We start from the raw sequence: 21,680 nt of genomic DNA, 5'->3' as shown, positions 1-21,680 counted from the left end.
ATTTGATATGATCAAGTTCCATGAAGGAACCTGCATCAGCCTTTTACCGAACCGATCATGACGCCTTTGACGAAGTACTTTTGCAGGAACGGATAGACGCATAAAATCGGGAACACGGTAATGACGAGCAGCGCCATGCGCAGCGATTCCGGCGTCGCGCCGGCCATGTTGACGTTGACGGTTTGTCCGCCCTGCTGGGCCGCTCTTTGCATCGAGGAAGACAGCGCCTCGGCTTCGGTCAGCATCTGCTGCAGCAGCGTTTGCACCGGAATGAGGTTTTTGTCCGAAACGTAATAGGTTCCCGTAAACCAGTCGTTCCAGTGCGCGACCCCGATGAAAAGCGATATCGTCGCGATGACGGGACCGGACAAAGGAATGATGATGCGCATGAAAATCTGGAAGTCGTTTAACCCGTCGATCCGCGCCGACTCCTCGATCTCTTCGGGGATGCCCTGCAGGAACGTCCGGATTATGACGATATGCATGAAATTGAACAGCATCGGGATCACGTACACCCAGAACGTGTTGATCAGGTGAAGCTTTTGAAGCGTAATGAAATAAGGAATGAACCCGGCGCTGAAGATGGTCGGCAAAAAGATGTAGAAAGTAAAGAAGGTGCGTCCCGGCAGCGTTTTTTTCGATAAAGCATAGGCCATCAGCGTGCATAAAAGCACGTGCAGCACCGTTCCGGTCACCGTCCGCAAAATCGTGATTTTGTAGGCCTGCCAGATTTGCTTGTTGTCAAAAACCTGGGCGTAGTTGTCCAGGGTGAATTTCCGCGGGAAAAAGTACAATGCGCCCACCATCGAGTCTTTGCCGTCGTTCAGCGAATAAATGAGGATGTAAATAAACGGATAAATCATCAAAAAACCGAACAGGGTCAAGAGGATGTAATTCAACAAATTGAATACGGAAAAACGATGCGTTTGCATACGGCTCCCCCTTCCTTAAAACAGCGAGACGTCGCTGACTTTGCGGGCAATCCAGTTGACGGTGACGATCAGCACCAGCGCGATGCCGCTCTGGAACAATCCGACGGCCGCCGCATAACTCAATCTTCCCTGCTGAATCCCCGACGTAATGACATGCACGTCCAGGACGCTGCCGATATTCGCGGTCGCCGGTCCGTTCAGGAGAAGCAGCTGCTCGAACCCTGCGCTCATCAAGCTTCCCGTCGCGAGAATGAACAGGATCACCGCGATGTTGCGAATGCCCGGAAGCGTGACGTGCCAAATTTGGCGGAAGCGGCCCGCGCCGTCGATTTTGGCGGCTTCGTATAGCTGCTGGTCGATGCCCGCGATGGCGGCCATGTAGATGATGGAGTTCCAGCCGATGTTTTTCCAAATGTCGGAGCCTAGGATCAGTTGATAAAACCAGGTGGTGTTATACATGAATTGCACGGGCTGCATGCCCATGGAGGTTAAAAGATCGTTGACCGGTCCCCCGTACATCGACAGCAGGCGCTGCATCAACGTGACGACGACGATCCAGGACACGAAATAAGGGAGGTAAGATAGCGTTTGGATCGTTTTCTTGAACTTCAAATTGCGGATTTCATTGAGGAGAAGGGCCAAAATGATCGGCATCGGAAAACCGACCAGCAGCTTCAGCAAGCTGATGACGATGGTGTTCCGAATGATCGCCCCGGATTGGTAGTAATCGAAAAACTGCTCGAAATATTTCAGTCCCGCCCAGGGACTGCCCGTAAAGCCGCCGACGAACGTAAAGTCCCGGAACGCGACTTGAAGCCCGTACAAAGGCACGTAAGAAAAAATGAAAAACCAAGCGATGCCGGGCAGCATAAACAGATAAAACAATTTGTGGCGCCATACCCTTTTCCAAAGCAAAGATGATTTCATGAACCTCACCTCTCTTCTTGATGGTAAAAGAACCAGCCAAAAGAATATGTAAGCGTTTGCATTATGTGCATATGCCTGATTCCCGATGGACCCTCGTTCCCCCCTTCGCGCTGCTGTCTCGGGTACCGCTTGCGGTTCGCTTCTAATCCGCCGCAGCCGCGGTCCCGCATATTTCCGTTACCTCTCGATAGCCGTCTGTTTTTGCCGCCGTTTCTGCGCTGCCATTTACAGACTTTGGAATTATAATATAATATATATTTGTTATATTCAATATATTGTTAACAAAAAAACGCAGGCTTTTCGCCTGCGTCGCATGACAACTCGATTCCATTACATCACTTCGGGGGTTGGCGTCGGCGGGGCATATTGACCCGTTGAGTAGGTTTGGTCGATGATCGAACGGATTTCCTTTACCGATTTCCCCTGCTTGCTCAGCTCCGACACGGTCATGGCCGTCTCCACGCATACCCCGCAACGGGTGCCGTGATCGTCCCATACGACGCTGCCGTCGTCCGGGTTCACTTCTTTGATAAAACAGTTTAAGTTGCTTTGATGCCCGGCGCTGTCGCCGCAGCCGCAATAACAAGGAATCGACTTCAATATTTCCTTGACCTCGCCCGCCGTGCTGTATGCCGTTTTCAGCATCGGATCAAGCGGGTCCAAAAACGTCGGAAGCTTGTCCAATCCCGCCGTTTGCTCCTGCAGGTCCCCGTTTGCGGCCACGATCTGATGCGCGCCTGCATGACGATCCTGCGGCTCGGCTTCTTTGGCTCCGCAACCGGCCAGCAGCATGCTTGAAATGACGACGCCAAGAACGGTAATACGTGTTTTTTTGCCCAACATCATCTCTCCTCGTTTTTGGTTCTCGCAAAAGCCGATCTTTGAACCTCGTAACCGGGCTCATATTTCGCCTTTCGCGAAACCGGAATCTCCGCCTTTTAAAGACGGCGCAGCGATTACGCTTGATTGTAATCATTTCGTTTAAGCATTTCTTTTGCTATAATTGGGATCATAAGCTTAACACGCAAGCCGATAGAAAGGTGATTATCCAATGGAACCGTCCATCAACCCGATCGAAGAATGCGATGCAACCTGCATGGGCTCGGAAGCCGAACTGAACCGGATCAAGGAAGGACTGATCGATGATCAGGCCGCCTCGCAGGTCGCGGACTGGTTTAAGGCATTTAGCGATCCCACCCGCGTGAAGCTTATCGATGCGCTTCTGCAGCGGGAATTGTGCGTGCATGACCTTACGGTGCTGCTCGGCATGGGACAATCCGCCGTATCCCACCAGCTGCGTTATTTGCGAAATTTGCGCATCGTTAAACGCCGCAAAGAGGGGAAAACCGTCTATTATTCGCTTGACGATACGCATATCGAACAAATTTTCGTGCAAACGCTGCAGCACACCCAGCACGGGTAAACTTCAAAGAAAGGCCCTCCCGGGATCGGCGAGGGCTTTTTTTGCTGCAGATTTTGCCAAAAAATGCGCCGTTCCGCCCTATTATAAGCGAAATCGGTAAAAATGATATGGCGCAATCTTGAATTTTTCGCGATATTTTTCCGCAAGGTTTGGAAGAAAAAGCAGCCTGATTCCTGGCTTGGGGGCATGAACGACGCCGCTTTCGGGAACCCGGCTGCTTTGTCTTATTCCGGCATATTTCCGGCATTCGGATCCGGTTCGAACGTGTTGTTAAAATCCGTGTATTTCAGCTCCGTCACCATGCCTGCCGCCGCATGATGCAGGTCATGGCAATGGAACATCCAGTCGCCGGGATTGTTGGCTTCGAATGCCACGACGTAATCTTCGCCGGGTTTGACGTTCAGCGTGTCTTTATATTCCGCCGCTCCGCCGAGCGGCGTTCCGTTTTTGCTCAGCACCTGGAACGTATGCCCGTGCAGATGCATCGGATGGTCTTCGCCGGCCGAAGAGTTTACGAAATGGACCTTGACCTTATCCCCCGTTTTCACTTTAACCGGATCGGTGTCCGGAAACACTTTGCCGTTGATGGTATACACCATCTCCCCGTTGCGGCGGCTCGTGCCCAAGTCCATCGTATATTCGAGATTGTACTGATCGTTTAGCGAAAATTTGCCTTTCTCCGGCTTCCCGTATTTCGTCATGTCGACCGTTTCCAGCATTTGGGCCGAATCGTCCTGCTCCTGTTCTTTCTGCGAAGATGGCGCGTTTTCGTATTGGATCGCGATTTTCATGTTGTTGGCAACCGGGTTATCGCTATGCTCGTCGAGCAGCCACGTTCCGGGATGGTTCGCTTCGAATTCGATATCGTACCGCTCCCCGGGAGCGATGGCCAGCAGTTTGTTTTCGACCCATTCCGGATTCGCTATCCGGTTGCCGTCGGTTGCGACGATCCGGTAACGATGTCCTTGCAGATGCAGGGAATGGCTCATATAACCGGCGTTAACCAGCCGCAGCCGCACGATGTCGCCTTCCTTGACGATCAGCGGCTCGGATGCCGGGTACGTTTTGCCGTTGATCGTATACAAATCGTACATGCTCATGTCGTGTCCCATGGATGCATCGCCATCATGGCCGCCGCTCATGTCATGTCCCGCCGATGCGCCGCTTTCGTTCCCCGCACCCATGTCCATTCCCTGCATATCGTGGTCGTTCATGTCCATGCCCGGCATGTCCATTCCGCGCTCATCATGTCCCGGCGACTCCGCCTCATGGCCGCCGCTTTCCGCATCCATGCCGCCGCTCATCCATTCATCCAGCACCAGCGTGTAATCCCGGTCGATGACATCCTCTTCGCTTTCGACGACAAAGGAACCGTAAAGCCCCATATCCACCTGCTTGACGCTATTCTGATGCGAATGATACCAGTAGGTTCCCGGTACCGTCGCTTTAAAGGCGTACGTAAAGCTTTTGCCGGGAGCGATGGCATTTTGGCTGACGCCGGGGATTCCGTCCATCTCGAAAGGCAAGGGATATCCGTGCACATGCAGGGAAACGGGAACCTTCAGCGTATTTTTGACCGTAATCTTGACCATCTCCCCCTGCTTCACCCGGATTTGGGGACCCGGCACCGAATTGTTGAACGTCCATACCGGCAGCTTGCGGCCCTGTCCCGCATCCAGCGTGCTTTCCTGCGCCGTCAACGTGACTTCCCGTCCGTCCGCCGGGCTTGGCTTCACCGTCTCGGCCGCACCTTGGGTCAACGCCGTCCCTGCTGCCGGTTGATCGGAAGCGTGAGCACCGTGCATGTCCGCTTGTTTGCCTTCAAAGCAGCCTGCAAGGATCAGCGGCAAGGCGAACGTCCCGGCAAATAACGTTTTTTTGATTGCTGCAAATGTGTTCATGCCGAACACTCCTCCTTCATCTTCATGCTCTTCCCTAGTATATCCAGCAAATATGTAGAAAGATGGGATTTCGTCTTCACATTTGCTACACATTTTCAGCCATCGTTGCTTTATCCGAACCATTTTGCTCGTCGGCTTGTTCTGATGAAGCGGATGAAGATTGCGGAAGGAGAACATGATCATCGACGCCAAACGGCAACGCGATTCGGACGGAGACATCTTTCGGATCGATTGCAAAGACGTGCGGTCCGTGGAGTTCCAGAAAGATTCGCCCCTCTTCCGTTGGGGTAAAACGCCAAAAATCCGCGCTTCGGCGCGGATTTTTTTTTATGGCTTTAGGGTTTGATGCTCCCACGTTACTTTCGAAGCGGACCGGCCTCGTCGACCCATACCGTGAGTTCTCCGAACGGCTTGCGTTTTCCTTGTGGCGCCTGTTTTTCGGCAGGTATTCCCAAATAAATGAAACCCAGCACTTTATCTTTCGCGCCAAGCCCGAAATGCTCGTTCATCTTGGCGTGGTATGTCGGTGCTCCGGTTCTCCAGATGGCGCCAAGGCCCAATCCGTGGGCTTCAAGCAGCATGTTTTGAATGGCGGCGAATACCGCGCCGTATTCTTCCAGCTCGATCACTTTTTCATGCTCGGCAGGCGTCACGGCTACGGTAATGATCACCGGCGCCCGAAACGGTTTGGCTCTGGCCGCTTCAGCCGCGGCCGCGGCTTCCGGCGAAGACGGATCGGCTGCGGTTGCGAGCGCCACGTCCGCCAAAGCTTCCCCGAGCACCTTCCGTCCTTCGCCCCTCAGCACGAAAAAGCGCCAAGGTTCGGTCATTTTGTGGTTGGGGGCCCAGGTGCCCGCCTCCAAAATTTGCTCGATTTTCGAAACCGGAATCTCTTCTTCGGTGACTTTCCCGATGCTCTGGCGCGTGCGAATGGCCTCAGAAATGTTCATCTATGCGTTCCCTCTCTCCAATTAAGAATCTTTCTCAATGTCTACATTGTATCAAAAAATCAATTGCAATGCCTGCGTAATGGGAGCAGGTCACATTTTACCCTCCGATCATCTCCGGATAACGCCTCGTTAACAAAACTTCAATACAATGACCATGATACATATATTTCAGCCATCATTCGAAAGGGGTCACTTTCATGACAAAAAAATGGTTCGTTTCCGCCATCGCTGCCTTGGCGGTCGGTTCGGCGCTGCTTCCTTCCGCCCATGCGGCCGCACCGGAAATCAAATATTCCGCCAACGGACAAACCTTCACGCCATCGACGCCGGCCGTTCTGCAGGACGATCGCCTTTTCCTGCCTTTGCGCCACGTCGCCGATCTGCTTGGGAAATACGTGGATTGGGATGACGCAAGCAAAACGGCTTTGTTTTCCGATAAACCGAAACTGACGGGGAAATACACGCTTCATGAAAAAGATTTGGCGGAAGGCGTCAAATTCGGCGTCGGCTCCTCACTGACCCATATTCCGGGCGACCCGGACAACGTCTTTTACACCACGGCCGACCGCGGCCCAAACGGCGAAATCGACGTTGACGGCAAAACGCGGCGCACCTTCCCGCTTCCGAATTACACGCCTTCCATCTACAAAATCCAGTTGGAGCAAGGGAAGATCCTCATCCTTGAAACCATTCCGCTGAAAATAAGCGGCAAAGATCCGGTGAACGGAACGGACAAAATTACGGGCCTGCCTAACTTGAAATCCCGCGACGAAGTACCGTACGATAAGGCCGCCCAAAACGTCATTCAATACGATCCGTACGGCCTCGACGTCGAGGGGTTGGCTTATAATCCGCAGGACGGCACGTTTTGGATTTCCGACGAATACGGCCCCTACCTCGTGCAGGTCAAACGCGACGGCACCCTGCTGCAGCGGATCGCCCCGAAAGGGATCGACCCGGCATTAAACACGGCCGCGCTGCCGCTTAAGGACAACCTGCCTGACGTATATTTGAACCGCCGCCAAAACCGCGGCGCGGAAGCCGTAGGGATTACGCCGGACGGGAAATGGATGTTCATGGCCATGCAGAGTCCGCTCCGCAATCCGGACAAAAGCGTGGACAATTCGCGTACGCTCCGGATTTTGAAAATCGATCTCGCAACATTGAAACCGGTCGCCGAATATGCCTACATCACGGAGGATGCGGGACAATTCAAAGATTTGAAGCAATCTGACATCGTCATTTCCGACCTGGTTGCGGTCAATGAGCATACGCTCCTCATCGACGAACGCGACAAAAACGCCGGGGACGCCGCCCAGCTGAAAAAAATCTTCGCCATCGACCTAAGCAACGCCACGAACGTTCTGGGCAAATACGATGACGCCTCCCAAGCAGGCAAAACGCTGGAACAGCTCAGCTTGACCGAGCTGCGGCAAATGGGCGTCCAAACGCCGGTCAAACGGACGGTGCTGGATGCCGTGGAGTTCAAGTACCCGAACGAAAAAATCGAAGGCATCTCCCTCGTGGACGGACATAAGCTGGTCATCGTCAACGATAATGATTTCGGCGTCAATGACCCCGGCTCGCCGGAAAACGGAACCGACCTCTGGACGTTCGAGCTGCCGTACGACATCAAATAAACGGATATCCTCGGCAAAAAACCGCCTCCCGACGCTAACGGGAGGCGGTTTTTTCATGCATCAGACGGATCGGCTATGCGGAATCGGTAAAAGAACGCAACTCTTGCCGCCCCGGACACCCGATTCAACGAAACTCGACCTTCATGTCGTATCCTTCCGGCGCAGCCGTCCGGATTTCAATATGCAGCGGCGCCGAAACGGCAAGAATCAACCGATCCGTTCCTTCGATCCGCCAGGAAACGTCGATGCGCCCGCCATCCGGCAGCGGCACGGAACCCGAGGCGCGTTCCAGCCCGCATGGCTGCGGTGCCACCCTTACCGTGGACCAGCCGGGGTTCGCGCCTTGAACGCCAAGGATATAGGCTCCGAGGAAATAGGCCGGTCCGGCGGACCACGCATGGCAGTGGCTCCGGGTCAATATTCTCGGATCCTTATAAAATCCGCTCCACGGGTACATCTCCCAGCATGCCGTCGCGCCGTTTTCGATCATGATCCCATAACTCGCGCGCATATCGTCGACCATGACATCCAGCCGTCCCATCCGGGCCAAGGCTTCGTAATAAAAGAAAGACATGAACGGGCTGCCGATGTTGACGAAGGACGGCGGCGGCTGCAGGATATGGGACGAAATTTTTTCCAGCCTTTCCCCATCCGCGATATCGCATAAATAAGCCACGACATGTGTCTGGGCGCTTAACGTCCCGGAGAAGCCGCCATCCCGGCGGATGCAGTCGGCATACGCCTGCCGCGCCTCATCCCAAAGGCGGATATTGATCGAGGTTTTCAGCTTGTCGGCTTCCTTCCGGAAACGCGCGGAGCCCTCCTGGTCGCCGGCAACGGCCCCTATTTCGGCCGCATGGTTCAACGTCCGGCACAAAAACATGTTTTGCGGGGCGACCACCCCTTCGTTCGGCTGCTCGAACGGCGCCCAGTCCAGAAGATTCCAGCCGTCAAACGAAAACAGCCCGTTCCCGTCGATATGCTTCAAATATTGCTCCATCGCAAGTTTGACATGAGGCCAGATCCCGTGCAGGAATTCCTCACGGCCATCGTACCGGTAATATTCGAGGCACGCCGTCACCCAAAAAAAGGTCCAGTTCGGAATGACGCTGTTCCAGCCGCTCGGCACTTGATCTGCGTACAGCGGCGTTTGGAACTCCGAACCCGGCACGAGCTTCAGGCAGCGCTCGACGATTTCTTTGGCGCCGAAGGCATAGTAGCCGACCAGCGCTTCATTTCGGGCATCCCCGACCCAATAGGCCTGCTCGTACGCCGGGCAATCCACGAACGTGTCCTCCATGCATAAGCGGGTCGTATCGCGGCTGATCCTCCATATTTCATTGAGCGGCGTATCGCTGCTGCGGAAGCTGCCGATGTTCGCCACCGGATAGTTGCTTTGGATCATTTTCACCTCGAACAGGCGGACGGGCCGGCCGGCTCCCCGCACGGTCAGCGCCAGATAACGCAGCCCCCGGCGGATCAAAGACGTGTAAGCCTGCCTGCCTTCGCGGCAGCGGTAACGGAGCGTATTATCCAGCTGGTAGGTGTGCTGACGCCAGCCGTCCTTCATGAACTCGAAACCGTACAAATCGATCACGGTGCCGCTTGCGGCGTCCAGCTCGAACGAGATGTAGCCCGACAATTCCCTTCCGAAATCGATGACTATTTCGGTATCCCAACCCGGAAGCACGGGAAGAACGGCGGCGTCCGGGCCTGCAATCGCGGCGAACTGCAACGAAGCAGGCATCCTCTGGACCGCTTCGTCCCTTTTCCATACGCAAGAAGCAAAAACGTCGTTTCGGTTTATGAACGGAGGTTCCACCGGCCGAATCCAGGCTGCGTACGTCTGCAGGTCGGAAGCGGACGCGGCCGTCCGAACCGCTTGATAGTCCGGATGCTCGCGGTTCAAGGGTCTCGTTGGCCGGTGATCGATCATAGCCACCGCATCAAACGGGCCGATCAAGCTGAACTCGGACAGCTCCGGTTGCGCAACTGATCCTCCGGCCGCTGCTCCCCCGGCCTTCATGGCTTCACCCGCATTTTGATCTGCCGTGGATTTCCCTGCCTTCGGCACGTTTACGGCCTCAAGCCTAAATGGCGAAGCGCAGTCGAAGCCGAGATGGAAGCCATGCCCGTGGCTCACGCCGGTAACGTCCATCAGGAGGAGATGTTCCCCCGCTTCCAAGGCTATCGTCAAATAACGCTCGGGAGCCTCGCCGGTAAAATCCTCCGGGGCGTACACTTGTCCGTCGACGCGAATGACCGGATCGATGCGGCCCGAATCGGGAAGGCCGATCGTAAAGGAAGCCGCTTCGTTCAGGATGACCCGTGTGGCCAAATAGCCGCAAAAAGCGGCATTGTTGGCATGCTCCCCGCTGTTCGGCGACATCATGCCGTATAAATCGATGACCGCGCTCCAAGCGGGCGGACGCACGCCGCTCATGCTTTCCACCCGAGACGGATGAACGGGCTCCTCCGTTAAATAAGGAATGTCCCTCGGCACCAGCTTCGTCCACGGCTCCATGCCCACGGGGCCAATGACCGAAGCCTGCTCCCAGTCACTGTCGTCATACGCGGCCGTGATCCACCGATCATCCCATTTTGCGGCATCGATGATTTCCGTAAAAGCCATTTGGCAGGAAATGCGCGAGGAATTCGGGTCATGCCCCCGGTGGATTGCCGTTTTCCAAGAGGAATCGGTGACGATGCTCCATTCCTGCGGATGCGGATCGCCGGAATCCAGGCCGGAATCCAAGCCGGACTCCGCATTCAGAATGTCCAGTTGGACCAAAAGTCCGCCGCGCCCGCGGAGGTATTGGAACGTGGATATGCCGTAATGCATGACCAGCACGGCGATGACCGTTTCTTTTCCCGGCTCCAGCAGATGACCGATCTCATATTCGTCGTAGGACCAGGCGAAAGGCCAGGAACGCACGGGCCCCCGTCCAAGCGGCTTGCCGTCGATGTACAGTACGTATCGGGAATCGGCGCTAATGCGGATGCTGGCGGATTGCACGGAATGCCGCGCCTTGAAGGCGCGCCGGAAGCAGCGCCATTCATTCCTCGGACTCGGTTCCCCGCTTCCCCAGATCCACTGGGCCTTCCATTCCGGATTTGCGGTTTGGTTCATTGCGATGTTCCCCTTTCCCATCTTCCTTTTTCAGGTTCATGCGATTCGAACACCTTTATTATTCATGAAAGCCCTTCCTGAAAATAGGGGGATTCGGATCAATAAAAGGGGGCATTTGGCAACAGTAAAAAAAAGAACGCCGGTCTCCCTTGGAGAGACGAAGCGTCCTTTCTGCGATCTTCGAATGATTTAAAAACGGCCTTGTTTGACTATTAAGCTTTTGTTTTCAGCACCCGCATCGCGTTCAGCACCGCCAGGAGCGTAACCCCGACGTCGGAAAATACGGCTTCCCACATCGTTGCGATTCCGAAGGCGCCGAGCAGCAGGAAGATCGCTTTTACGCCTAACGCAAAAATGATGTTTTGCCATACGATGGCGCGCGTGCGTTTGGCAATCCGGATGGCGGCTGCCACCTTGGAAGGCTCATCCGTCATGATCACGACGTCCGCCGCTTCGATCGCCGCATCCGAGCCGAGGCCGCCCATGGCCACGCCGATATCCGCGCGGGCGAGCACCGGCGTATCGTTGATGCCGTCGCCGACGAACACGATTTTTTCTTTCGGGGATTTCCGGGCGTCCAGCTTTTCGATCTCTTCGACCTTATGTTGCGGCAAAAGTTCGGCATGGATTTCGTCCAAGCCAAGCGAACGGCCGACGGCATCGCCGACGGATCGGGCATCTCCCGTCAGCATCACGGTCGTTTTTCCCATCTCCTTCAAGGTACGGACCGCCTCCGCCGCGTCCTCCTTCACCTCGTCCGAAATCGTGATATACCCGGCATATTGCCCGTCTAGGCCGATATGAACGATCGTGCCCGCCGTTTCCGGCTTTTCATAGGGAAGGGCTTCCCGCTCCATAAGCTTCGCATTCCCTGCCCATACTTCCTTGCCGCCGACCTTCACTTGAACGCCATGGCCGGAAATTTCGTCGTAGCCTTCAATCCGCGTCTCATCCAATTCCTTTCCGTACGCCGCACGGATCGATTCCGCGATCGGATGGGTGGAATGGTATTCGGCATGCGCCGCTATTTCCAGCAGCGCCGCTTCGTCCAGCCCTTCGAGCGCCGGATGGATGTTCGTTACCTTGAACGCCCCTTTGGTCAGCGTTCCGGTTTTATCGAATACGACATATTTGACGTCGTTCAACGCCTCGAGATAGTTGCTTCCTTTCACCAAAATGCCGGATTTCGATGCTGCCCCGATGCCGCCGAAAAAGCCGAGGGGAATCGATACCACCAGCGCGCAAGGACAGGAAATGACCAGAAAAATCAGCGCCCGGTAGATCCATTCGGCAAAGCTCGCCCCCTGGATGAAAAGCGGCGGAACCAGCGCCAGCAGCAGCGCTACGATGACGACCACGGGCGTATAATATCTGGCGAATTTGGTGATGAATTTTTCGGTAGCCGCCTTTTTGCTGCTCGCGTTTTGGACGAGATCCAAAATTTTCGAAACCGTCGATTCCCCGAAATCCTTGGAGACTTCAATCGTCAAAACGCCGTTTTTGTTGATGAACCCGCTCAGCACCTCTTGGCCGGCCCCAACGCCGCGCGGAACCGATTCCCCGGTTAATGCCGACGTATCCACCATCGAGCTGCCTTCGACGACGATCCCGTCCAGCGGAACCTTCTCTCCGGGCTTCACCACGATATGATCTCCGACCTGCACTTCCTCGGGAGACACGCGTCTCGTATCGCCGCCCGTTTTTACGTTCGCATAATCAGGCCGCAGGTCCATCATGGCGCTGATCGATTTCCGGGAACGGTTTACCGCAATCCCTTGGAACATCTCGCCCAGCTGGTAGAACAGCATGACGGCGACGCCTTCGGGATATTGCCCGACGCCAAAAGCGCCGATCGTCGCAAGCGACATGAGAAAATATTCGTCGAATACCTGTCCCCGCAACATATTTTTCACCGCTTGAAGGACGATGTCCCCGCCGGCAACGACATAGGCGACCAAAAAAATCGCCAGTTCGATATAAGCATTCGTCTGCAGCAGCATCCCGGCAGCCGTCAGCGCCGCACCGACGAGCAACCGCGCAGCCATGACCTTGGTTCCGCCGCGGCCATGGTCGTGACCGTGGGAATGTCCTTCCTCCCCGTGCGCTTCCGCATGGTCATGCCCATGTGCGTGATGGTGCCCGTGTTCGTGAGGATGACCGTGTCCGCGGCTGACGCCTGAAGATGCGCCCTGCTTCGTTTGGGGATCCAAGACGTTGATGTGCGGCTCAAGCTTTTTGATCTTATGTTTCACCTTGGACGCCAGCTCATCGTCTTCGCCGTCGGCTTCATAGGTCAGCGTTTGCTTGACGAAATTAACGGAGCAGGAGGCGATTCCCTCCATCTTTTTCACGCCGTCTTCGATTTTCATGGCACAGTTCGCGCAATCCAAGCCGTCCAGCACGAGTTCCCTTTTCACTCTTCCGGTTGCTTCAGCCATCGCAATGCCTCCGATCCAATCTGCAAATATAATATGAGCATATGTTCATGTATTAAACTTGTTAAGCACATTATATTCACTCCGCCGGGACGATGTCAATGAAATCGAACCTAAAATAGCTAGCATGAACCAAAAAAGCCGCGTTCATACGCGGCTCATGCAGAAAAATAGAATCATATCCGGGTTTAAGTGCGATTCGATTTGCTTTTGAAGTCAAACATGATTTTAACGGCAAGGGAAAGGACCATGATGAACATCAGCGACAGCTGCCAACCGGTAAACCCCAGCCAAAAAGCTTCATCCCGGGCTGCGCCAAGCAGCGAAGCGGCAAACATGCCGATCGCCAGCCACAGGACCGAAACGATGAAATGATATCCGCTGAACAACCGTTCCCGCTGCCGGAACTGGTAGGCGACGATGAGGGCGGCAACGGCCCCCGAAACGATGTCTACCGCTCCGCCCCGGCCGGAAAAGACACGGAGCAAGTTCCATATCCCATCTCCCGCGGCTAGCCAAGCCAATGCGGTATTGGCGTAAACCGCCCATGGCCTGCGGTATTTCAGGCATTTGTACGCCGGAATGAGGAAGGCGACCGCCGCGGCCAACGCCATCCCTTCCGTCCCGCCCGTGTAATACAGGAGAGACAACGGCGAACGAATGACGCTTTGGATATCAAACACGATGAAGCTGAACTTCCAGACCAGGATGCCGATCAGGAGGGCCGTCGTAAGATCGTCCATCACGGGCTTGCGAACGGCAGGATCCACGCGTCTGGCGAGCAAAAAAGGCGCCAAATAGCCTAAAACGGCGGAGGCTGCCAGCATGAGCAGCGAAAATTTCAGCATGAAGGGGCCGATCATGACAACTTGCAATGGAATGCTCCCTCCCGTATGGAAAATAAAACCGGGCGTGCGTAAGGCATCGACTTGTCCGGCACGTCAAAGAAAAAACCCGGCGGAGACGCCAGGTCATCTGCATCGGCCTTACGAGCGGCAGCAAACGCCGCAGTTCCAAACGGCTTTGTCGTTGCTCGGCGCATAGATCCGCAAAAAGCCGTACCGCTTCAGCATGCGCGCCGCTTTTTTGATCTGGCGGCTGTTTTCCGCCAAAATCAGCACCGGTTCATCGGACGTTAATTGCGAATGGTGAACGTAAGGCAATCTTCCGATGGAAATGTTGATCGATCCGGGAACATGGTGCTTGATATAATCGGCCGCGTCTCTCACGTCAAGCATTTGCAGGTCCTGCCGGTTCTCTCGTTGCGCCTGCAGTTCTTCGGGACTGATGAAGGTCAATCCGTTCACCGGCCGCAGCTCTCTTAAGGCCCATAAGCCAAACGCTGCGGCAAGAACAGCGAACAATACCCACAGCATCGATACATGTTCCTCCTTTTACCGTATATGTTCATCGTCAAAATAAACCGGGCGCCGTCCCTGTGGTGGCCCGATTTATGCAGAAAGACCGCATTTGCGCGGAAATATTTCAGCTCGTTAACCATACCCTTTGGGGTATAGACCGATTATAAAATCCATCTTGGCAAAAGTCAATCATGATCAAACCTCTTCCTGAAGGACCGTTTCCGCGATCCGGAGCTGCTGGTTGGCAAACTCCCTGTACATCGGATGGCTTTCGACGAGTTCCTGATGCGTTCCCCTGCCCGTAATGCGTCCTTTTTCGATAAAAAGGATCTGGTCCGCATCCACGACCGTCGACAGCCGGTGGGCAATGACCAGCGTCGTGCGTCCTTTCATCAGGTTTTGCAGCGCTTTTTGCACGAATACCTCCGACTGGCTGTCCAGGCTTGACGTCGCCTCGTCCAGCATCAAAATCTGCGGGTTCCGCAAAAGCGCCCGGGCGATGGAAATCCGCTGGCGTTGGCCGCCGGACAATTTGATCCCGCGTTCCCCGACTTCCGTTTCGTACCCTTCGGGCAGCTCGTCGATAAAAATATCGGCGTAAGCCATATGGGCTGCTTGTTTAAGCTCCTCATCGCTCACGTCCCGGTCCATGCCGTAACATATGTTATCGCGGATCGTCCCCGCGACGATCGGACTTTCCTGGGGAACGTATCCGATCTGTTTGCGCCAGGACTCCAGCGAAAATTCGCTGACATCCTGCCCGCCGACGCGGATCATGCCGCTGTCCGGGAGATAAAAACGCTCGATGATCGAAAACAGCGTCGTTTTGCCGCCTCCGCTCGGGCCGACGACGGCCGTCACCTTCCCCGGCTCCAGCGTGAAGCTGATATCATGAAGGACGGTGTCGCCTTTTTCGTACGAAAAATAAACATGCTCCAGCTGAATCGTTTGGATCGGGCCGGTCAACGCCTTGCCGACCTTGACGTTTTCCTGGCGGTCTTCGAGAATGCCGACGATGCGTTCCGTCGCCCCGACCGATTTTTGGAGCTGCGTGAAAAACATCGTAATCTGGTTCATCGGCATGATGATCTGCACCAGGTACAGAATAAACGCCACCAGGTCGCCCGCGGAAAGGGCGCCGCTGGAAACCCTCATTCCCCCGTATCCGATGATGAGCACCATCAGGCCCATCATGACGAACGAAATGATCGGCCCGATGAAAGCCTGGATTTTTCCTTCGCGGATCCCGAGTTTCAGCAAGCCCGCAATCGCCTTCGCTCCCATGGCGTTTTCCCGTTCCTCGGCGTTCGAAGCTTTGACGAGGCGGATTTCGGACAACACCTGATTCAGAATCGTCGTAAAATCGGCCGTTTCGTCCTGCAGCCGGCGCGAAATATTGAGCATGACCCGTCCAAGCGGCACGAGCACGGCCGCGGTCACGGGAATCGCCGCCAGGATGATCAGCGTCATTTTCCAATCGAGAAGGAGCAAAATGACGATCGCCCCGACCATCGAAATGACCCCGTTAAAAAATCCCGTGACATGCTCGGACACCAGCCCTTTGAGCACGGCCGTATCGTTGGTCATCCGGCTGATCGTATCGCCCGTGCGGTGATTGTCGTAATAGGGAATCGTCAGCTTCAGCAGCTTTTTCCACAGCCGCTCCCGCAGTTTGGCGACGACCTCCTGTCCAAGCCGGTTCAACAAATAAATCGATATCCCGCCCGAGATGGCGGAAGCGACGAAGCTGGCGATCAGCATGGCGATCTGGGACGGTTTAATGCTGTCGGCCGTAAAACTGTCGACAAGCCCTTTCGTAAACAGCGGAACCACGAGGCTGACCAAAGTCGAAATGACGCTAAGCAGCACCGCCACGGAAAGCATCCAAACGGAAGGTTTGGTTTCACGGACCAAACGGACGAACGCTTTCCAGTTTCCCTTTTGATAACCTTCTTTCATAGGACGATTTCCCCTATCCGTGTATTTTCTTTTTATGATCCCAATCCGATTATACATATATTTCCTGATGAAGTCATATTTCGGGGCGCGTGTCGAATCCGCGGGTTTTCAGGCAAAAGCAAAAAGACGCGGACCATTTTCCGCGCCTTCGTTTCAGGATACGAACAAGCTGTTGACTTTCAAATCGATGGAATCCCAGAAGGACTGGATGTCTTTTTTGAGCGGTCCCTGCATGCCGCCGGTTCCTTGTTCGTAAATCACGTCGTTGTTCCGGTTTATGGCGTCGAGGTACTTTTCCACGATAATCGCCGTCTTGGACTCGGGATGGTCGCTGACGAAGGTTCGGTAGCTTTTTTTCACGTCCGGCAGCAGCTTTAACGTCCGGTCATCGACGGCGTCATAGCGGAAGTCGGTCAGATACGTATCCAGATAGGATTTGTACATCTGCAAAACTTCTTTCGCCCGGAGCCCTTGCGGGTGCTCGACCAAATAATATTCCGCTTTGAGGATCCGGTTGCCGAGCTCTTCCCTCGAGACCGCGATCGCCCCGTCTTCGATATAGTTTTTCTCCGAGTCCATGGCTTTCAACGCCAGGTAGCTTCGGATATCACCGGAGACATAACGGCTGTATCGTTGCAGCTTTTTGTAATCGACCTTCCAGTAAAACATGCCTTCGGTATTGCCGAGGGCCAGCCCTCCCGCCATTTGGTCCAAAAGCCATTGCTTAAGCGTATCGTCGCCTTTGATGTTGTCTACGTTCATCGGGTAACCGATTTCGTTCATTTTTTGCGCCGTTTCGGGCTTTGACAGCATCGTATCGAAGTTGTCGTTCAAGCTCGGCAGGTACCGGTCATAAAAATGCTCGAGCTCCAAAATAAGCCGATCCGCCTGCTCGGGCGTCGTTTGCGGCATGTTGTCGTCCAAAAATCGAATCGTCTCTTCCGCATCCTTCGCCTGCGATGCCAGCAGTTTGAATTGTTCCAGCACGTCTTCTTTCGTTTCGGCCGCCTCCCCGGCGGGAGGCTGCTGTTGTTCATGCTGCCCGGCAGGCGTTTGAACCGTAACCTTTTGGGGACTGCCGCAGCCGCTGACGGCGATCATCAAGGATATCCCCAGCAGCAGGTGAACGCGTTTCCGTTTCAACCCCCTTCGCCCCTTTCCATATCTCTAGTCACTTAAACCGATATATCTCTGTCATCAGTTTGGTTCTTTCCGTCGTCAGGTTCATCTCGGGATGTTCCTGGCTCATCATCAGCCGATCCCCGTCAGGGCTCCAAATCAGGATGCTCTGCAGGTTCGGGTATAACGACACGAGGGTCGTATGGCCCGTCTTCGCGTCCATCACATAAAGGCCCGAGCCGCCCCGCTCCAGGTTGAACATCGAATAGGCCAGCTTGGAGCCGTCCGGCGACCAGGAGATTTGCCTGATGAGCCGTCCTTCCGTCAGCCGGGTCGGCTTTTCGGTTGCGCCCGTCCCGACAAGCTCAAGCGTATTGGCATGGTCCCCGGTTTCTTCGGCGACGGCAAGCCGGGAACCGTCCGGCGATACCGAAAAATCGGCCGCACGGGTCCGAATCAGCTCGGGTTTCCCTTCCGCTTTCGGAAACCGCGACTCTTCGATCACGATCCGCAGCTTGTAAACGCTGCTGTCCCTGTCTATGAAATACCCCGTGAACCGGTTGGGATCTTTCGGGTCGGGGACCGCTTCCACTTTGATGACGTCCTGGCCGTCTTTCAGCTTCATCACCGAAGCGACTTGACCGTCCAGACCGGCGACGGCAAGCCCGTCGACCTCCGCGAACAGGTACGCCCGATCGCCCAGCCAGGCGCCGCGTACGTTGCCGTTCAGGCTGGTCTCGTTTCCGCTTGAAGCTTGCAGCGGGATCTTTTTTAGGCCATCCGCATAAACGAACGAAGCTTTCATCTGATTGCTGACGAACAACATGCCGCCCCCCGGCGAAGGATTGACCGTCAAAGCGTCTTGAACCCCCAGAGCCCTGTCCGGGTCCTTCTCCTTGACGAGCGAATGGACATATAGCGGTTCTTCCATCCACTTCGGTTTTTTCGAGGCGATGATTTCCGTATCCGACAGCCACGCGAAGCCGTAAGCATCTTCGAGGCGGACGATTTGCCCGAGCTCGATCTTGCCGGTTTCCTCGCGGATCGGAGGGTTTTTGACGGTGACGCGCGCGCCGCCGTTTTCGCTGCATCCGGCCAGGATCGCTAGGGAAGCGGCCATGGCCGCAACGACCTTGGCAAGCTTCCGCTCGGCGTTTCTTTTCATTGCGGCCCCCTCCTTTCGCGTCTCTGCCGGATCGCCCGAGCTTCGATCTGTTTCGAGTATATCGAACAATCGTTTCGAAAATATAATCAAATGTTTCAAACTTGTATCCGTTTTTGAACTTTTATAGCCTGCTTCAATCCCGCCGGAAACATCCGGGTCAGTGCCTTCGGGCCAGCGGAAACGTGACGATAAACGCCGTCCCTGGACCGTCGGCAGGCGTTTCGATCCCGATCCGCCCGTCGTTTTGCAGCGTCAGCTGCTTGACCAGGGCCAGTCCGAGGCCGCTGCCTCCCGATTTTCGCGCACGGTCGTGATTGACGGTGTAAAACGGTTCGAAGACCAGCTCCCGCTGTTCTTCCGGAATGCCGACTCCGGTATCGCGAATGCGCACCACCGCGTCTTCCTCCCCGGCTGCATTCGAGACCGTCACCTCTCCTTGGGCGACGTTATATTTAATGGCATTATCCAGCAAATTGACGAAAATATGCGTGAGGTTGTTGCGGTCGCCGACAATGACGGCGGGTTCAAGCCGCTGCCGGATCGTGATGCCGAACTGTTCGGCTTTACCTTTCATTCGTGCGCACACATCCGTCAGCAGTTCCTTGAGATCAACCTCCTCCGGATGATGGTCAAACGCATATTTTTCCGCGGCAGCCAGATGGAGAACCCGTTCCACCAGGTCGTACAGCCGCCCCGTTTCCTTTGTGATCGATGCATAAGCATCCTGGATCAATGCGGGATCGTCCGGGTACAGATGCAGCAGGTCGGCATACGCGCGGATCGATGTCAGCGGCGTTTTGAATTCATGGCTGATGTTATGGATAAAATCCTTCTGCCGCTTTTCGAGCTGGCGCAGCGTTTCCAGCGTTTCCATCAGCTTTTCCTGCTCCGCTTGCAAGGACTGCACGTTCGCTTGGATGGCCCGGTTCATCTCGAAAATGCCGCCGCTGAGGTCCCCGAGCTCGTCTTTGCGCTTGAGGGTCGGTTCCGCCAGGTAATCCCCGCGCCGGATCCGCTCGCTAGCATTTTTCAGCGCGTGAATGGCATTGGCCTGCCTGTTCATGTAGATCCATCCGAACATAAACGAAACGATGAGCACCGCCGCTCCGGCGAACAAAAACAGCCTCAACATGCTGCGGTAAAAAAGATGCTGGCTGCCGACCGAGGTCTGAAAATGGACGACGCCAAGCTGCTGTTGATCGCTGACGACCGGCGCCAAATAATCCAGCACATCCCCTTGAATTTCATAGGCGATTTTATTTTGCAAGGCAAACGGCAGCGTACGCCGCACATCCGGTTTTTCGGCCATAATCAGCGAATCTCCGGTCGCCTTGCCTTTGGCGTCATACAAAATGACCCGCATCCCGCTGACGTTGCCAAGCTCGCGCGCCAAAGCCGGCCCCTGCAAACGCATGAACGCCTCTTTGTCCACCTGCGTTCCCGTGACGTACATTTGCAAGATCCGGTCCTCCGCTACAGCCGCCTGCTGTTCCATCGCATGTTCCATCTCCCGGCGCTGGTTATTGGAGATGCCCTGCAAAACCAGAAAGCTTAGCAAACCGATCGCAAACACGAGCAAAACGGCCAAAAACCCCGTTAATTTCCACTTTAAGCTGAAGCGCATGCCAAATCCTCCGCTATTCTCTTCGGTCCCCCGCATCTTAAACGATGCAAAGGCGACAGTTGATCTAAGATTAGCGGAGAAGCGGCATAATTTCAATGGCAGGAACCGGGCCCTTGGCACCCGGGGTTCAATCAAGCTTGCTTGGAATAATGCGGCGGAATTTTTCCGTAAGTGCCGATCCGCCACACCCACTCCAGCGGTCCCATGGGAAAACGGCTGAGCCACAGCGTGCTGAAAATGGCTTGGATGACCAAAATTTCGATGGCAATCATGGCCAATATCAAATAGTAGGCCTGGCCGCTCAGGTTCAGCACCGCATCCAACGTCAAAATCAGGACGGTTTGCATGATGTAATTGGTTAACGCCATCCGGCCAAGCCGGTTCAGCGGCATAAGCCACAACTTCATGAACGGCAGCTCCAGCAGGAGCGTCAGCGCCGCGACGTAAAATACGTCCTCGGGCAATCCTCCGGCCACCATCGCGATGTCGACCAAACCCGTTGCATCGACGATCCGGGATTCCGCCCATAATCCGAGAGGAATCAGGACAAGCGAGAGGATCATGGCGACGATCCATCGTTTTTTGTGCTGCCGCACGTCTTCAAAAATTTTGTTTTGCCCTGCCCACAACCCGAACAGGAACATCCCCAGGCTGATCCCGATCGGTCCGAGCCAGCAGGCCGAAAGCAGGAAAAGCACGCCGATCGACAAATTGACGCCCGGTTTCAGCCGGTAAAGCGGAAGCAGCAAAAATCCTAAAAGCGCGTAAATCAGCAAAGCTTCGCCCGGTTGAAACTGATGATGCACAAGGCCGAACACGAGCAAAACCAGCAGCCTGCGCACGAACAGCACGTTCGCCTTCTCCCCTCTGGCCCGGGCCCGGGAAACGAACAGATAAAACCCGAGCCCGAACAAAAAGCTGAAAATCGTATAAAAACGGCCGTGCACCGCATCGTTCACAAACGTCAGCAGCCCTTGGTCGAGACGGCTCCAAAACCCGTATTCCGGCGGAACCGGGACATAGGGAACCATCTGATAAATGTTGATGAATATGATGCCGACAAGCGCGAATCCGCGCAAATAATCCAGCGTGTCGATTCTTTTCACGAACATGA

General features: G+C 55.0%; 17 protein-coding genes. 2 read left to right on the top strand and 15 right to left on the bottom strand.

The genetic code is table 11. The features are described 5' to 3' along the window. Positions 1 to 35 precede the first annotated feature (35 nt). The 3 genes from NYE48_RS12035 to NYE48_RS12025 form a co-directional block, all read right to left on the bottom strand. Positions 36 to 932, bottom strand: a complete 897-nt coding sequence (locus NYE48_RS12035) for a carbohydrate ABC transporter permease (protein ID WP_340998840.1) — start codon at positions 930 to 932, stop codon at positions 36 to 38. Positions 933 to 947: 15 nt separating this feature from the next. Continuing rightward, a complete protein-coding gene (locus tag NYE48_RS12030; protein ID WP_212947592.1) occupies positions 948 to 1,859 on the bottom strand; it encodes an ABC transporter permease in 912 nt (303 codons plus the stop codon). Between the two features lie 330 nt (positions 1,860 to 2,189). Continuing rightward, positions 2,190 to 2,705 (bottom strand): PCYCGC motif-containing (lipo)protein, encoded by a 516-nt coding sequence (locus tag NYE48_RS12025; protein WP_339320912.1) that lies wholly within the window; start codon positions 2,703 to 2,705, stop codon positions 2,190 to 2,192. Positions 2,706 to 2,910: 205 nt separating this feature from the next. On the opposite strand from NYE48_RS12025, the gene NYE48_RS12020 reads away from it, so the two are divergent. Then, positions 2,911 to 3,282 (top strand): ArsR/SmtB family transcription factor, encoded by a 372-nt coding sequence (locus NYE48_RS12020; protein ID WP_036709280.1) that lies wholly within the window; start codon positions 2,911 to 2,913, stop codon positions 3,280 to 3,282. Between the two features lie 224 nt (positions 3,283 to 3,506). On the opposite strand, the gene NYE48_RS12015 is transcribed toward NYE48_RS12020, so the two are convergent. The 3 genes from NYE48_RS12015 to NYE48_RS12005 form a co-directional block, all read right to left on the bottom strand. Then, positions 3,507 to 5,183 carry a multicopper oxidase family protein gene (locus tag NYE48_RS12015; RefSeq protein WP_340998836.1) on the bottom strand — a complete coding sequence of 559 codons (1,677 nt, stop codon included), beginning with the start codon at positions 5,181 to 5,183 and terminating at the stop codon, positions 3,507 to 3,509. An 85-nt stretch (positions 5,184 to 5,268) separates the two neighbouring features. Beyond that, positions 5,269 to 5,538 (bottom strand): hypothetical protein, encoded by a 270-nt coding sequence (locus NYE48_RS12010; protein ID WP_340998834.1) that lies wholly within the window; start codon positions 5,536 to 5,538, stop codon positions 5,269 to 5,271. Position 5,539: 1 nt separating this feature from the next. Beyond that, on the bottom strand, positions 5,540 to 6,133 hold the full coding sequence (locus NYE48_RS12005; protein ID WP_340998832.1) for a nitroreductase family protein: 594 nt from the start codon (positions 6,131 to 6,133) through the stop codon (positions 5,540 to 5,542). A 197-nt stretch (positions 6,134 to 6,330) separates the two neighbouring features. On the opposite strand from NYE48_RS12005, the gene NYE48_RS12000 reads away from it, so the two are divergent. Then, positions 6,331 to 7,773, top strand: a complete 1,443-nt coding sequence (locus tag NYE48_RS12000; protein WP_340998830.1) for an esterase-like activity of phytase family protein — start codon at positions 6,331 to 6,333, stop codon at positions 7,771 to 7,773. Between the two features lie 124 nt (positions 7,774 to 7,897). Here NYE48_RS12000 and NYE48_RS11995 read toward each other — a convergent pair whose 3' ends face one another. The 9 genes from NYE48_RS11995 to NYE48_RS11955 all read right to left on the bottom strand — a co-directional run bounded on the left by NYE48_RS11995 (position 7,898) and on the right by NYE48_RS11955 (position 21,672). Continuing rightward, positions 7,898 to 10,903 carry a family 78 glycoside hydrolase catalytic domain gene (locus NYE48_RS11995; protein WP_340998827.1) on the bottom strand — a complete coding sequence of 1,002 codons (3,006 nt, stop codon included), beginning with the start codon at positions 10,901 to 10,903 and terminating at the stop codon, positions 7,898 to 7,900. 212 nt (positions 10,904 to 11,115) lie between these two features. Then, complete coding sequence (locus tag NYE48_RS11990) at positions 11,116 to 13,341, bottom strand: heavy metal translocating P-type ATPase (RefSeq protein WP_340998826.1); 2,226 nt, start codon at positions 13,339 to 13,341, stop codon at positions 11,116 to 11,118. A 185-nt stretch (positions 13,342 to 13,526) separates the two neighbouring features. Beyond that, positions 13,527 to 14,213 (bottom strand): hypothetical protein, encoded by a 687-nt coding sequence (locus NYE48_RS11985; protein ID WP_340998824.1) that lies wholly within the window; start codon positions 14,211 to 14,213, stop codon positions 13,527 to 13,529. Between the two features lie 111 nt (positions 14,214 to 14,324). Continuing rightward, positions 14,325 to 14,714 carry a rhodanese-like domain-containing protein gene (locus tag NYE48_RS11980; RefSeq protein ID WP_340998821.1) on the bottom strand — a complete coding sequence of 130 codons (390 nt, stop codon included), beginning with the start codon at positions 14,712 to 14,714 and terminating at the stop codon, positions 14,325 to 14,327. A 180-nt stretch (positions 14,715 to 14,894) separates the two neighbouring features. Beyond that, on the bottom strand, positions 14,895 to 16,658 hold the full coding sequence (locus tag NYE48_RS11975) for an ABC transporter ATP-binding protein (protein WP_340998819.1): 1,764 nt from the start codon (positions 16,656 to 16,658) through the stop codon (positions 14,895 to 14,897). Positions 16,659 to 16,811: 153 nt separating this feature from the next. Continuing rightward, on the bottom strand, positions 16,812 to 17,801 hold the full coding sequence (locus tag NYE48_RS11970) for a hypothetical protein (protein WP_340998817.1): 990 nt from the start codon (positions 17,799 to 17,801) through the stop codon (positions 16,812 to 16,814). 28 nt (positions 17,802 to 17,829) lie between these two features. Then, positions 17,830 to 18,942, bottom strand: coding sequence for a TolB family protein (locus NYE48_RS11965; RefSeq protein ID WP_340998814.1), 1,113 nt, complete (start codon positions 18,940 to 18,942; stop codon positions 17,830 to 17,832). 157 nt (positions 18,943 to 19,099) lie between these two features. Then, a complete protein-coding gene (locus NYE48_RS11960) occupies positions 19,100 to 20,566 on the bottom strand; it encodes a sensor histidine kinase (RefSeq protein ID WP_340998809.1) in 1,467 nt (488 codons plus the stop codon). 131 nt (positions 20,567 to 20,697) lie between these two features. Then, the gene (locus tag NYE48_RS11955; RefSeq protein WP_340998806.1) at positions 20,698 to 21,672 is read right to left on the bottom strand and encodes a DUF418 domain-containing protein; all 975 of its coding nucleotides are present in this window, start codon (positions 21,670 to 21,672) and stop codon (positions 20,698 to 20,700) included. Positions 21,673 to 21,680: the final 8 nt, after the last annotated feature.

The sequence above is a fragment of the Paenibacillus sp. FSL M7-1455 genome, from assembly GCF_038004655.1.
In the GTDB taxonomy this organism is placed as follows: domain Bacteria; phylum Bacillota; class Bacilli; order Paenibacillales; family Paenibacillaceae; genus Paenibacillus_AQ; species Paenibacillus_AQ cookii.
The sequence above is the reverse complement of the archived record's forward strand: the minus strand, read 5'-3'. Positions and strand labels throughout refer to the sequence as shown.